Below are 13437 nucleotides of genomic sequence, written 5' to 3'. Positions count from 1 at the left end.
TTGCGGCAGGCGCGCCGCCCTCATGACAGGCGTTACAGCCACAATCCAGTGCCCACCCGTGCGCGCCCGTCCATTTGGACCGCATCCATTTGGACGTCGCACATGCTGTCCGAACAGGAGACAGTCGCCTTCATCAGCAAGTTATGGGGTGAAGCGACGATGGCCAGAATTTTGAAGGCAGTGGTGATTGGCGCAGGCATGGCGGGCATCCTCGCCGCGATCCGCCTGCGCGAGCTGGGCCATAACGTGACGGTGCTCGAAAAGGCCGATCGCGTTGGCGGCACCTGGCGTGAAAATCGCTATGCCGGCCTGCACTGCGACGTGCCCGCGCATGCCTACACCTACAGCTTCGCGCCCAACCCCGACTGGAGCCGATATCTTTCGCCGGGACCCGAAATCCAGCGTTACTTCGAAAAGGTCGCCGACGATTATGGCGTGACCGCGATCACCCGTTTTGGCGAGGAAGTCGCCGAAGCGCGCTGGGACGGCAGCCTGTGGCGGATCGAAACCAAGAAGGGGTTGAAGCTCGACGCCGATATCCTGATCGCCGCGACCGGCGTCCTCCACCATCCGCGCATGCCTGACATCGCCGGGCTGGACAGCTTTGCCGGCCCCGCCTTTCACAGCGCGCGCTGGCAGGATGGCATCGATCTTTCGGGTAAGCGCGTCGGAATCATCGGCAACGGATCGACCGGCGTGCAGATCGTTTCGGCTTTGGCTGGCGTGGCCGCCAAGACCGTGCATTTCCAGCGTTCGCCGCAGTGGATCATGCCGGTGCCGAACGATTTTTACACGGACGAACAGCGGGCCGCGTTCCGGGCAGATCCCAAGCTGGTCGATGCCATCCGCTACAACCCGGAATATGAAGCCAACGTCCGCAACTTTTCGGCGGCGATCAACGACATGAATTCGGAACAGATCCACCAGATCGAATGGGTGGTGAACAATCATCTGGAAACCGCCATCGCCGACCCGGTGCTGCGCGAGCGGCTGCGCCCCACCTATCGCGCGGCTTGCAAGCGCCTGATCTATTCCTGGGATTATTATGAAAAGGTCCAGCGTCCCGATGTCGAGGTGGTCGTCGAAGGCATCGAGCGGATCGAGCCGCAGGGCGTTCGCGACAAGGAAGGCCGCCTGCACGAACTGGACGTGCTGATCCTTGCCACCGGCTTCCACGCCGATCGCTTCGTCCGGCCGATCAACATGATCGGGCGCGGCGATGTCGCGCTCAATGATGTGTGGGCGAAACGGCCGTCGGCCTATCTGGCGGTGTCGATCCCGGATTTCCCCAATATGTTCCTCCTCAACGGTCCGACCGGGCCAGTGGGCAATTTCTCGCTGATCGATATCGCCGAAAAGCAGATGGCCTATATCGAACAGCTCATCGGCCGCATCGCCGCCGGCGAAGCCAATACGGTGAGCGCAAGCCATGCGGCGATGAGCGACTATGACGATCGCCGTATCACTGCGGCCAAGGGCACCATCTTCGCGTCCGGCTGCAGCAGCTGGTATCTGGACGCAGAAGGCGTCCCTGCGAGCTGGCCGTGGAGCTATGACGCATTTTCGGATGCGATGAGCACGCCGAAGCTTGAGGATTTCGACATCGCCGCCTGAGCGGGTTGAGCGTCGTGTTGAGGCCGAATTGCGGCGTCGGCGGATATTCCGCCGGCGCCGTTCTTCGTTGCCGGCCCACAATCATCGAATAGAGACATATTAAGGATTTAGCGACGACACAGCCCGGGACGCCAAACAGCCCCTCGCCCTCGCCTCGTGAATTACGATACATGAGGTCTAATAATAAAGAGCGAGCATCTGCATGTTCCGACCGAGGGGTAAGTTCCGCAAATCATGCCACCGGGCATCTGCCGGAGCTGTTTTGCGTATTCTGGCGATTTCGATGCTGGCAACCGCCGGCATGGCCCATGCCGCACCCGCCACCCCGGCCGCTGCCCCCGCACCATGGACCAAAGCCCCCGCCAATGACCCGCAGGCCCTGCGTTTCGCGGTGATCGGCGACCGCACGGGCCTGGCCCGGCCGGGCGTGTTCGAACAGGCGATCAAACAGGTCGACCTGATGCAGCCCGAATTCCTGATCAACGTGGGCGACCTGATCGAAGGCTATACCGGCGACGCCGCCGAACTGGCCCGCGAATGGGGCGAGATGGAAACCGCGATCGGCCAGTTGCGCGCGCCGTTCATCTATGTCGCGGGCAACCACGACATCGGCAACGACATGATGCTGTCGGCATGGAAGGCCAAGCGCGGCGAGCCTTATTACCAGTTCACATACAAGGACGTGCTGTTCCTGGTGCTGGACACCGAAGATCCGCCGCCCGACATGCCGGCCGATTTCGCCAAGCAGTTCCACCAGATGGCCGCCGGCATGAAGAACGATCCGGTCGCGACCGAAAAGGCGCTGGCCCAGTTCGTCGGCGGCGTGAATGCCGATCGCGAAAAAGGCAAGGCGGTCGACCCCGAAATGCTGGCGCTGAGCGCGGCGCGGTTCAGCCCGAAGCAGGTCGATTTCGCGCTGAAGGCGCTGGCCGATCAGCCCAAGCCGCGCTGGACCTTCGTGCTGATGCACAAGCCGGCATGGAAGCTGAATTCCGCCGAATTCGCAAAGATCGAAGCCGCGCTTGCCGGCCGGCCCTACACCGTGATCGCCGGGCACAATCATTATTACGCCCACGAAAAGCGCCATGGCCGCGACTATATCACCATGGGCACGGCAGGCGCGATTTCGCACCAGCACGGCCCCGGCGAAATGGACCATATCGCCTGGGTGACGGTGAAGGACGGCGAACCCGACATCGCGCTCATCAAGCTCAACGGCCTGCTCGACCGCACCGGCCAGAGCGGCCAGACCATGGTGCGCTGACGGGGGCATTCCCCGCCACAGCCAGCCATATCATCCGCAACAAACGATAATCAGCCCGGATCAACCGGGCGACGCATACCCTGTTTCAGGAGAGGACTGATTATGAAGACCGTGTATCTGGCGGCTGCGTCCATGCTCGCCATCACCACCGCACCGGCGCATGCGCAGGATGCGGCATCGGCCGTCGCGGCCGAAAGCAGCGGCGGGCTGGAAGACATCGTTGTCACCGCCCAGCGCCGTGAAGAAAATCTGCAGCGCGTTCCCGTCGCCGTCACCGCGATGACCGCCGCGGCACTCGACAATGCGCGCATCACCAACGTCAACAATCTGAGCGGCTATGCGCCGAACGTGCAGATTTCGAACCAGGGCCAGCAATCGACCCCGACGATCCAGATTCGCGGTATCCAGTCGGGCACGTCGGACAATGCGGTCGATCCCAAGGTCGGCATCTATCTTGACGGCGTTTACATCGGCCGTTCGGTCGGCGCGATCTTCGACCTGGCCGATCTGGAACGGGTGGAAATGCTGCGCGGCCCGCAGGGCACGCTGTTCGGCCGCAATTCCACCGGCGGCGCGATCAGCCTGATCAGCGCGGCACCAACCGGTGAGTTCGGCATCAGCCAGCAATTGTCCTATGGCAATTACAACGCGTTCCGTTCGCGCACGATCGTCAACCTGCCGCAGTTCGGTCCGCTGAGCCTGAAGGTTTCGTACCTGCACGACCAGATGGAAGGCGACACCAGGAACCTGCTCGGCGGCAAGAAGATCGATCTCAGCCTGCGCCAGCCGGGCTTTGGCACGCTCACTTATGCCAACCGGCTGGGCGAAAAGAATGTCGATGCGGTGCAGGTCGCGGCGCGGATCGACGCGTCGGATAATCTGAAGATCGACTATCGCTTCGATTATACCGATTCCAACACGGTCGGCCGCGCCACCCAGTTGCTCGGGCCGACGGGCGACGGCACCGGCGCGCTTGCCGGCGCGATCCTGCAGTTCCAGGGGGCGGTGCCGCTGGGCGGCGGCGTCATTTATCCCGGCACGGGCGGCATCACCAACCTTGGCAAGAGCCAACTCGACGCGGTCGCCAACGCATCCAGCAACGAACATGTCGTAACGCAGGGCCATAATCTGGCGATTGCGTGGGATGTCGACGACGTGCTGACGGTGAAGACCATCACCGCCTACCGCAAGTTCAAGCAGGATCCCTATATCTACGACCTCGGTTCGACCGGCGGGCTGCGTTTCAGCGCAGCGCAGTTGGGCGCGGTGCTGGCCGCCGGCCAGGATCCCGCTGCGATTGCGGGCGTTTTCGCTGGCGCAAATCAGCCCGGCCCGAACGACAGCCTGTTCACGCTGCTGACGTCGCGATCGACCCGGCAGAAGCAGTTCAGCCAGGAAGTGCAGTTCATCTTCAACTGGGACCGTTTCGACCTGACATCGGGCGTGTTCTACTTCCACGAAAATTCGCCGGCGACGAGCGTGCTGGGTATCTTCCAGCCGGTCGTGAACGGCGTGGTCGTACCGACGGCGCTCGACAATGTGTTCGGCAGCGGTGTCACCGCGACGCGCGCGGTGAACGATTCCATCGCGGGCTATGGCCAGTTGACCTGGCACGCGACCGACCAGATCGACGTGGCATTTGGCGCGCGCTACACGATCGATGATCGTGCAACCTCGCTGTTCAGCGTGGCCGGCGCGGCGGGCAGCACGCTGGTTCCGGGCCAGACCTACAAGACCAGCTATGAAAAGCTGAACTATACCGGCATCCTCACCTATCGCCCGAACGATGATGTCACGACCTATGCCAAGATCGCGACCGGCTATGTCGCCGGCGGCATCCTGGGCGCCATTCCCTATGATCCGGAATCGCTGACCAGCTACGAAGTCGGCGTGAAATCGAAGATGTTCGACAACCGCGTCCGCGCCAACCTGTCCGCTTTCTATTCGGACTATAAGGATCTCCAGATCCAGACGTTCGTGGGCGGCGTGCAGCGGTTCGAAAATGCCGGCAAGGCGCGCATCTGGGGCATCGAGGGCGAATTCCAGGCCGCCCCGATCGATGGCCTGACGATCGATGCCAATTTCGGCTACACCAACTTCAAATATAAGGAATATATGCAAGGCGGGGTAAACGTGGCCGACCGGGTCAACGTCACCTACACGCCGAAATGGACCGCGCGTCTGGGCGGGCAATATGATTTCCCCGAATTCGCGAATGGCGGGAATTTCTTCATCAACGTCGACTCGCGCTATCGTTCGGCCGTGCCGATGACCGCGTTCCCGACCAACAATCCCGTGGTCGATGCGCTGTTGGTCACCAAGAAATATGTCCTCGCCGATGCCCGCGCCGGTGTCGCTTCGCTGCCGATCAGCGGCACCGCGATCGGCATTTCGGGCTGGGTGAAGAACATCTTCAACGTCGATCGGGCGACCTTCGGGCCGACCGCCGTCAACCAGGTGATCGTGCCGGATCGTGGCCGCACCTACGGCATCGATCTGTCGGTGAAGTTCTAAGACCAAAAGGGCCGGCGCCTCGGATGGGGCGCCGGCCTTTCCATCAGGCGTCGATCATGTCCGGCGTTCGCCAGCCGAGATGCTGGCCGGAATCGACCGCGATCACCTGCCCCGTCACCGACATGGCATTCGCCAGATACAGCACCGCATCGGCAATCTGTTCGGGCGGGCTGGGCCGGCCGAGCAGGGTTCCGGTCGCTTCGCGCTCGAATTGGCCATCATCCTGATGGCAGGACGCCAGCACCGGCCCCGGCGCGACGGCATTGACCCGGATGGCAGGGGCCAGGGCCTGCGCCATCATCTGCGTCGCGGTCCACAGCGCCGATTTGGTCAACGCGTAGGAAAAGAACAACGGATTGGGGCGCAACACGCGTTGATCGAGCAGATTGATGATGGCCGCCCCTGCCGGCGCCTGCGCCGCGAAGCATTCCGCCAGCACCATCGGCGCACGCAGGTTCACCGCGAAATGACGATCCCAGATTGCCTTGTCCAGCCCGCCGAAGCGATCATCATCGAACGTCGACGCATTGTTGACGAGCAGGCCAATCGGCCCGAGCGCGGATACCGCGCGCTCGACCAGCGCGGCCACGGCGCCTTCATCCGCCAGATCGGCCGGCAGAACGGCGGTGCGGACGCTGCGTGCGCCGGCTTCGCGCGCCACTTCCTCGGCTTCGTCCACCGCATGGCCGCAATGAATTGCGACATTCCAGCCGGCCGTGGCCAGCCGCAGCGCGATCGCCCGGCCGATGCGCCGCCCCCCGCCGGTGACAAGCGCGGTGCGGGCGGACGAGGGCGGAGCAGATTGATCGGGTTCCATGCCCGACTGTTAGGACAAAGCCGTTGCCGCGGGCAATTCACCGGGTGACGAATTAGAATGCAAAAGGCATAGGTTTATGGCCATGACGCCCAAGGATTACCGATGACCGTCTCTCCTCCCCCCGCCCCGGCGCGCGGGCGCGGCCGGCCGCGCAAGCCCGAGACGGATGCGACGATCCTCGCTGCCGGGCGACGATTGCTGCGCGAAGGCGGGATCGAGGCGCTGACATTCGATTCGATCGCCCAGGCGACCGGCATCACCCGCGCCACCATCTATCGCCGCTGGCCGACCAAGGCGCATCTGCTGAGCAACATCGCCAACGAGGATGAAAACGTCCAGTTCGTCGACGTCACCGAACATGAAGGCATCAAGGGCGAGGTCCGCGCGCTCGTGGCGCAGGTGTATCACCGCTACCAGCTGGCCGACATCAGCGCCGCAGCGCTTGGCCTGTTCGCCGCGATCCAGCGCGATCCGGCGCTGCGCCACGAATTGCAGCACCCGATCGAATCCGCAGCCCGCGCCGACATGAAACGCATCGTCGATGCCGGCAAGGCCAGCGGCCAGATCCGCGCCTCGGTCGACGCGGATGCCTTTTACGATGTCACCATCGGCGCGGTGCTCGCCCGCCTGCTCGTGGCGTCGACCCCGGCCGGCGAAGAACTGATCGATTATATCACCGATATCGTCCTGAACGGGGTGGCCCCGCGCGACTGACGCGCCGGCGGGTGTGCCGTCATCGCCGCGCCAGCAACTCCGCCAGTGCATCTTCCTCCAGCGGCTGCGCGCACAGGAACCCCTGATAGATATCGCAGCCTTCAGCCGCGAGCAGGGCCAGCTGGGTTTCGGTTTCGACGCCTTCGGCGATCACCGTCAGGCCCAGCGACTTGGCCATTTCGATCACCCCGCGCACCACCACCCGATCGCGCGCCGACCCACCAATATCCTGCGCCAGTTTCTGATCGATCTTGAGATAATCGAGCGGCAGCGCCTTGAGATAGGCCAGGCTCGAATAGCCCGTGCCGAAATCGTCGATCGCCACACGCAGGCCCGCCGCGCGCAATTCGCCCAGGAAATCGGCGGCCTGCGCCAGATCCTCGATCAGGCCGCCTTCCGTCACCTCCACCGTCAGCCGCGCCGGCGACAGCCCCGACCGATCGACCAGCGCCAGAAAGCGCGCGGCAAAACCGGGCCGTGCGATATCCGCCGCCGTGACGTTCACCGCGATCCGCAGCGATGCCAGATCGCCTTCCCACGACGCCGCCATGCGGATCGCCTTGCCCTGCACATGCGCCGAAAGCTGGACCAGATAGTCCGACCGCTCGGCAACCGCGAACAGGGTCGCCGCGCCCAATTCCCCCAGTTCGGGATGGCGCCAGCGCGCCAGCGCCTCGACACCGACAATCTCCCCCGTCGTCACCGAAACCTGCGGCTGGAACAGGATGCCGATTTCATCGCGGTCGAGCGCGGCGCGCAGATCCACCTCCAGCCGGTTATCATGCGCCGCCTGCGCGACACCGCCGGCGTCCAGCGTGCCGACCAGCCCCGGATCCCCCATTTTCGCTTCGGCCAGCGCAAGGCTTGCGCGCCGCATCAGCGCCGGGCCGTCATCGGCACCATCCGCCTGGGCAACACCGATCCGGCACGCCAGGGTCACGACATGCTGTTCGGCGGCGAACGGACGCGCGATCGCATCCGCCAGTTCCCCGGCCAGCCGCCGGGCATCGTCCACCGTCGCCGGCGGGGCGAGCGCGATCGCAAATTCCGCACCGGCGACCCGCGCCACGCACCCCCGCCGCGCCATTCCGGGATCGAGCTGCCGTTCGATGCGCCGGGCCACCGCCTGCAGCACCTGATCGCCCGCCGACACCCCGAACGCGCCGTTGATCGCTTCGAAGCGCGTCACGGCCAGCAGCATGAGGACGCCCGCACCCTCGGCGTTGCGCGGGCCAAGCTGCCGTTCGATCCACCGCCGCAGCGTGGCCCCGTCGGCAAGCCCCGTCAGCGGATCGCGGCCCCGCCGTTCGCGGCCACCGCCGCGCGCACCGCCCTCGCCGCCCGGCGCCGTCACCCGCCCCGGCCCGCGCCCGCCCGCCAGCCGATCGGCATGACGATCGGCAAAACGCAGCATCTGGGCGAACTCCGCCTCGCCGAACGGACTGGCCAGATAATGGGTGGCACCGGCGGTGTGCACCGCATCCAGCGCCGCCACGTCGCCGCGCGACAGCAGCACCAGCAGCGCCCCGGCATTCGCCTCTACCGGTTCGGCCAGCAAGCGCGCCGCCGCCAGCCCTTCTTCCAGCGCGCCGCGGGCATCGACCACGGCCACCGCAGCACTGCTCCCGAGAAACCGACGCTCGGCATCATCGGCCCGCTGCATGGCGGCAACCCGCCACCCCGCCCGTTCCGCCATGCCCGCGATTTCGTCACGGTGCCGGTAGGAAACGAGAAAGATGGCAGGCGGTCCGCCACGGGCGGCCGCCGCTTCACTTTCAGGGCGCGACGCGATGAGACTGGATCCTTTGACCGGTATTTTGACGCGATGCTAATGCGCTTGTCGATCCGCGCCAATGCCCCAAAATGCAGCCACGTTCCGTATACGGCACGATATTGCAGGCACGACAGGCTTGCCCCCTGCCCCCCCGCCCCCTAGTTTTGACGGATGACACCGGCGGTTCCGAACGGCCCCAGGCCTTTGATTGACGGTTTCGGCCGCAAAATCAGCTATTTACGGATATCCGTCACCGATCGCTGCGATCTGCGCTGCCGCTATTGCATGGCCGAAGCGATGACGTTCATGCCGCGCGCGCAGATTTTGTCGCTGGAAGAAATCGCCGCGATCGGCGACGCCTTCATCGCCCGCGGTGTCCGCAAGATCCGGCTGACCGGGGGCGAACCCCTGATCCGGCGCGGCGTTCCGGATCTGGCGAAGATGCTGGGCCGCCATCTGGCGACCGGCGATCTCGACGAACTGACCCTGACCACCAACGCCACCAACCTGGCCCGCACCGCATCGGCGCTCGTCGATGCAGGCATCCGCCGGGTCAATGTCAGCCTGGACAGCCGCAACGCCGATACCTTTCGCCACATCACCCGCTGGGGCGACGTGGCGCAGGTTCTGCACGGCATTGCCACGGCGCGCGACGCGGGGCTGCGGATCAAGATCAACATGGTCGCACTCAAGGGCCTGAACGAGGACGAAATCGAACCGATGCTGCGCTGGTGCGCGGCCGAAGGGCATGACCTGACGCTGATCGAAACCATGCCCCTGGGCATGATCGACGAAGATCGCACCGATCGCTATCTGCCCCTTGATCGCGTCCGCGACGCGCTGGCCGAACGCTATACGCTCACCCCGCTTGACGACCGCACCGGCGGCCCCGCGCGCTACCATCGCGTCGCGGAACTGAACGCGCGGATCGGCTTCATCACCCCGCTCACGGAGAATTTCTGCGCCGGCTGCAATCGGGTCCGCATCACCGCCACAGGGCGGCTGTACATGTGCCTGGGCCACGACGATCAGGTCGATCTGCGCGCGGCCCTGCGCGAAGGCGGCCCGGCCGCGCTGGACGCCCGGCTGGACGAAGCCATGGCACTGAAACCGCTGCGCCATGATTTCCACATAGACAAACGCAATGCGGCACCAGCGGTTGAACGATTCATGAGCGTAACAGGCGGATGACCGCAGACCATAAGCTTGCCCTGATCCATTCCCCCACCGAAGCCGCGCAAGCCGCCGCCAAGGTGCTGCAGGATCGTTATGAATGGGTGCCGCTGGAACAGGCGACGCTGGCGGTGGCGCTGGGGGGCGATGGCTTCCTGCTCCAGACGCTGCATGCCATGCTCGACAGGCGGCGCACCCTGCCCGTGTTCGGCATGAACCTGGGCACCGTCGGCTTCCTGATGAACGAATGGAGCGCCGACCTGCTGGAAAACCGGATCACGCGCGCCAAAACCTTTACCGTCACGCCATTGCGGATGGACGCGATCACGGTGGACGGGGAAACCGTGTCCTATCCCGCGATCAACGAAGTGTCGCTGCTGCGCGAAACCCGCCAGACGGCGCGGCTGGAAGTGCTGGTCAACGATCGCGTGGTGATGCCCGAACTGGTGTGCGACGGCGTGCTCGCTTCCACCCCGGCCGGATCGACCGCCTACAACCTGTCCGCGCAGGGACCGATTCTCCCGCTCGATTCGGCGATGATCGCGCTCACCCCGATCAGCCCGTTTCGGCCGCGGCGCTGGCGCGGGGCGATCCTGCCGGAACGGACGCGAATCAGCTTCCGCGTGCTCGACCCGATCAAGCGGCCGGTAAGCGCCGTCGCCGATCAGCGCGAAGTTCGCGATGTTTCAACCGTCTCGGTCGCGATCGACCGCGCCAGTTCGCTGACGCTTTTGTTCGATCCGGAGCACGCGCTGGACGACCGGATCACGATGGAACAGTTCGCCGTCTGACTTCTTGAAAAGGAGGGGTTGCAAGCCCCGCAAAAGCGCTGCTATAGGCGCGCCTCGCTTCGACGGAATGTCGACGCGCAGACCGTGTTCCCCGATAGCTCAGCGGTAGAGCATTCGACTGTTAATCGAATGGCCGTAGGTTCGAATCCTACTCGGGGAGCCACACTCATCCCATCATGAATATGGAATTCCGGCTGAGGCGAAGCCTTGCCCGAATGCCTATCCCACACGCATTCCCACATTCGATCAGCGCTTTTCCTGCCGTTCGGGATCGGAACCGGCGTGGACGGCCTCCCATGGCGGCGGATCGAAGCAATGCTCGAAAAAGTCGACGAAGGCGTCGAGTGCGGCGGGGCGCGATGGCGCGCGCGGATAGACGGCATAAATGCCGAGATCGGTTGAGCCTTCCCATTCGGGCAGTATCTGGACGAGCCTGCCATCCGCCAGCGCATCTTCGACATCCCACAAGGACCGCAGCGCGATGCCGACGCCGGCGATCGCCAGTTCGCGCACGATCTCGCTCGAATTGGTGCGGACATGGCTTCTGCCGTCCACCGCCCGCTTCTGGCGGCCGCTGACGAGACGCCACGGCATTTGCTCGTCGGCCGCCAGCAGGCGATGCCCCGCCAGATCGGACAGGCCGTGGGGCACATCCTTGTCGGCAAGATAAAGCGGACTGGCGCACAGCACCCGGCGATTGGTGGCCAGGCGCCGGCCGTCGAGGCTGGCCGGCAGGTGGGCGGTGATGCGGATCGCCAGATCGACCCGGTCCGACAGCAAATCGACATAGGCGTCGGTGAGGTTGAGATCGAGTTCGATCCGGGGGTAACGCGCCAGAAACGCGCCAAGCCGGGGCGCGACATGCAGCCGGCCGAACGAGGTGGGCGCCGACACCCTGAGCGGGCCGGCCGGTTCACGGCGAACGCCGGTGATCCGGTCTTCCGCCTCCCGGATCGATTGCAGGATCGCGATGACATCGGCGTGGAACCGCTCGCCCGCGTCGGTCAGGGCGAGCCTGCGGGTGGTGCGGTGGATAAGCCGCACGCCCAGTCGCGCTTCCAGCCGCGCCAGCCGTTTCGACACCATCGCCGGTGAAATGAGCATCGCCCGTCCCGCCGCGGAAAGGCTGCCGGCTTCGACGACTCTGGCGAACAAGGCATAGTCCGGATCCATGGCGATCTTTTCCCTGGAGGAAAGAGTGATTGAACTCTTTTTAATCTTCTGCCCGAGTGACGCCACACCTATAATGGCGCGCCAAGCACCGCACGAAGGAAGCCGCAGTGTCGCTGACCATGCCGGAACCGGATCAGGCCACGCTGGCGCGCCGCAGCGAGATCGTAGCCGCGCTGCGCGCAATCGTGCCTGGCGAAGGGGTGATCGATCATCCCGACGGCCTGCGCCCCTATGAATCCGACGGCCTGACGGCCTATCGCCAGCCACCGATGGTCGTCGTGCTGCCGGAAACGACCGCGCAGGTATCCGCCATCCTGGCCTGGTGCCACGCCAATCGGGTGAAAGTGGTGCCGCGCGGTTCGGGGACATCCCTGTCGGGCGGCGCGCTACCGCTGGCCGATGGCGTGCTGCTGGGCCTCGGCAAGTTCAATCGCGTGCTCGACATCGATTATGCCGATCGCCTGGCGGTGGTTCAGCCGGGCGTGACCAACCTGGCCATCACCCGTGCCGTGGAAGAGCGCGGCTTTTATTATGCGCCCGATCCGTCGAGCCAGATCGCCTGTTCGATCGGCGGCAATGTGGCGGAAAATTCGGGCGGCGTGCACTGCCTCAAATACGGCCTCACCACCAATAATGTGCTGGGCTGCGAAATCGTCCTGATGGACGGGGAAGTGCTGCGGATCGGCGGGCGCCAGCTTGATCCGGCGGGGCTGGACCTGCTGGGCGTGATCGTCGGGTCCGAAGGGCTGCTGGGCGTCGTCACCGAAGTCACGGTCCGCATCCTGCCCAAGCCCGAAACGGCGCGCGCGCTGCTGATCGGCTTTGCCTCCGTCGAAGGCGCCGGACAATGCGTGGCCGACACGATCGCCGCCGGCATCATTCCGGCCGGCATGGAAATGATGGACCGCCCCGCGATCCATGCCGCCGAAGCCTTCGTCAACGCCGGCTACCCGCTCGATGTCGAAGCGCTGCTGATCGTCGAACTGGACGGTGTCGAAGCCGAATGCGCCCATCTGCTCGGCGAGATCGAACGGATCGCGTTCGCCAATGGCGCGGTATCGGTGCGCATATCGGCCAGCGAAGACGAACGGATCGCCTTTTGGGCAGGGCGCAAGGCCGCCTTTCCCGCCGTCGGCCGCCTGGCCCCCGATTATTATTGCATGGACGGCACGATCCCGCGTCGCCGCCTTCCGCACGTGCTGGAACGGATGGAAGACTTGTCCGCGCATTATGGCCTCGCCGTCGCCAATGTATTTCACGCGGGCGACGGCAATCTCCATCCGCTGATCCTGTATGACGCCAATGTGCCGGGCGAACTGGATCGCGCCGAGGCGTTCGGCAACGATATTCTGCGCTTGTGCGTCGCGGTCGGCGGCGTGCTGACCGGCGAACATGGCGTGGGCGTCGAAAAACGCGATCTGATGCCGGTGATGTTCAGCGAGACGGACCTCATGCAGCAGCAGCGCGTGAAATGCGCCTTCGATCCCGAACTGCTGCTCAACCCCGGCAAGATGTTCCCCCAGCTGCATCGCTGCGCGGAACTGGGCCGCATGCATGTGCATCGGGGACAGGTGCCCTTCCCCGATCTGCCCCGTTTCTGACG

10 protein-coding genes and 1 tRNA gene are annotated in these 13437 nt (G+C 64.8%); 8 read left to right on the top strand and 3 right to left on the bottom strand.

Features of this window, described 5'->3' with window-relative positions; genetic code table 11:
* Nucleotides 1–102 precede the first annotated feature (102 nt).
* The 3 genes from KC8_RS16165 (at nucleotide 103) to KC8_RS16155 (ending at nucleotide 5392) form a co-directional block, all read left to right on the top strand.
* Nucleotides 103–1614: a flavin-containing monooxygenase gene (locus KC8_RS16165; RefSeq protein ID WP_010123827.1), complete on the top strand. Its 1512-nt coding sequence runs from the start codon at nucleotides 103–105 to the stop codon at nucleotides 1612–1614.
* 262 nt (nucleotides 1615–1876) lie between these two features.
* The gene (locus KC8_RS16160) at nucleotides 1877–2878 is read left to right on the top strand and encodes a metallophosphoesterase family protein (protein ID WP_010123829.1); all 1002 of its coding nucleotides are present in this window, start codon (nucleotides 1877–1879) and stop codon (nucleotides 2876–2878) included.
* 102 nt (nucleotides 2879–2980) lie between these two features.
* Nucleotides 2981–5392 (top strand): TonB-dependent receptor, encoded by a 2412-nt coding sequence (locus tag KC8_RS16155; RefSeq protein WP_010123830.1) that lies wholly within the window; start codon nucleotides 2981–2983, stop codon nucleotides 5390–5392.
* 43 nt (nucleotides 5393–5435) lie between these two features.
* Here the strand turns inward: KC8_RS16155 and KC8_RS16150 are convergent, their stop codons facing one another.
* Entirely contained in the window at nucleotides 5436–6209 is a 774-nt protein-coding gene (locus KC8_RS16150) for an SDR family oxidoreductase (protein ID WP_010123831.1), read from the bottom strand.
* Between the two features lie 102 nt (nucleotides 6210–6311).
* On the opposite strand from KC8_RS16150, the gene KC8_RS16145 reads away from it, so the two are divergent.
* Nucleotides 6312–6923, top strand: coding sequence for a TetR/AcrR family transcriptional regulator (locus KC8_RS16145; protein WP_029624305.1), 612 nt, complete (start codon nucleotides 6312–6314; stop codon nucleotides 6921–6923).
* Between the two features lie 19 nt (nucleotides 6924–6942).
* On the opposite strand, the gene KC8_RS16140 is transcribed toward KC8_RS16145, so the two are convergent.
* Nucleotides 6943–8619 carry a putative bifunctional diguanylate cyclase/phosphodiesterase gene (locus tag KC8_RS16140; RefSeq protein WP_010123835.1) on the bottom strand — a complete coding sequence of 559 codons (1677 nt, stop codon included), beginning with the start codon at nucleotides 8617–8619 and terminating at the stop codon, nucleotides 6943–6945.
* Between the two features lie 249 nt (nucleotides 8620–8868).
* On the opposite strand from KC8_RS16140, the gene moaA reads away from it, so the two are divergent.
* The 3 genes from moaA to KC8_RS16125 all read left to right on the top strand — a co-directional run bounded on the left by moaA (nucleotide 8869) and on the right by KC8_RS16125 (nucleotide 10824).
* Nucleotides 8869–9888 (top strand): GTP 3',8-cyclase MoaA, encoded by a 1020-nt coding sequence (gene moaA / locus KC8_RS16135; protein WP_029624306.1) that lies wholly within the window; start codon nucleotides 8869–8871, stop codon nucleotides 9886–9888.
* Nucleotides 9885–10661: an NAD kinase gene (locus KC8_RS16130; protein ID WP_010123837.1), complete on the top strand. Its 777-nt coding sequence runs from the start codon at nucleotides 9885–9887 to the stop codon at nucleotides 10659–10661. The genes moaA and KC8_RS16130 overlap by 4 nt, the downstream gene beginning before the upstream one ends.
* An 88-nt stretch (nucleotides 10662–10749) precedes the next feature.
* Nucleotides 10750–10824, top strand: a tRNA-Asn gene (locus tag KC8_RS16125).
* Nucleotides 10825–10907: 83 nt separating this feature from the next.
* Here the strand turns inward: KC8_RS16125 and KC8_RS16120 are convergent.
* The gene (locus KC8_RS16120; RefSeq protein ID WP_010123838.1) at nucleotides 10908–11834 is read right to left on the bottom strand and encodes a LysR family transcriptional regulator; all 927 of its coding nucleotides are present in this window, start codon (nucleotides 11832–11834) and stop codon (nucleotides 10908–10910) included.
* Nucleotides 11835–11941: 107 nt separating this feature from the next.
* Between KC8_RS16120 and KC8_RS16115 the strand changes: the two genes are divergently transcribed.
* Nucleotides 11942–13435, top strand: a complete 1494-nt coding sequence (locus tag KC8_RS16115; RefSeq protein WP_010123839.1) for an FAD-linked oxidase C-terminal domain-containing protein — start codon at nucleotides 11942–11944, stop codon at nucleotides 13433–13435.
* Nucleotides 13436–13437 lie beyond the last annotated feature (2 nt).

It is taken from the genome of Sphingomonas sp. KC8, assembly GCF_002151445.1.
In the GTDB taxonomy this organism is placed as follows: domain Bacteria; phylum Pseudomonadota; class Alphaproteobacteria; order Sphingomonadales; family Sphingomonadaceae; genus Sphingomonas_E.
Note: the sequence above shows the minus strand (reverse complement) of the source record. Positions and strands in the feature narration are given on the sequence as shown.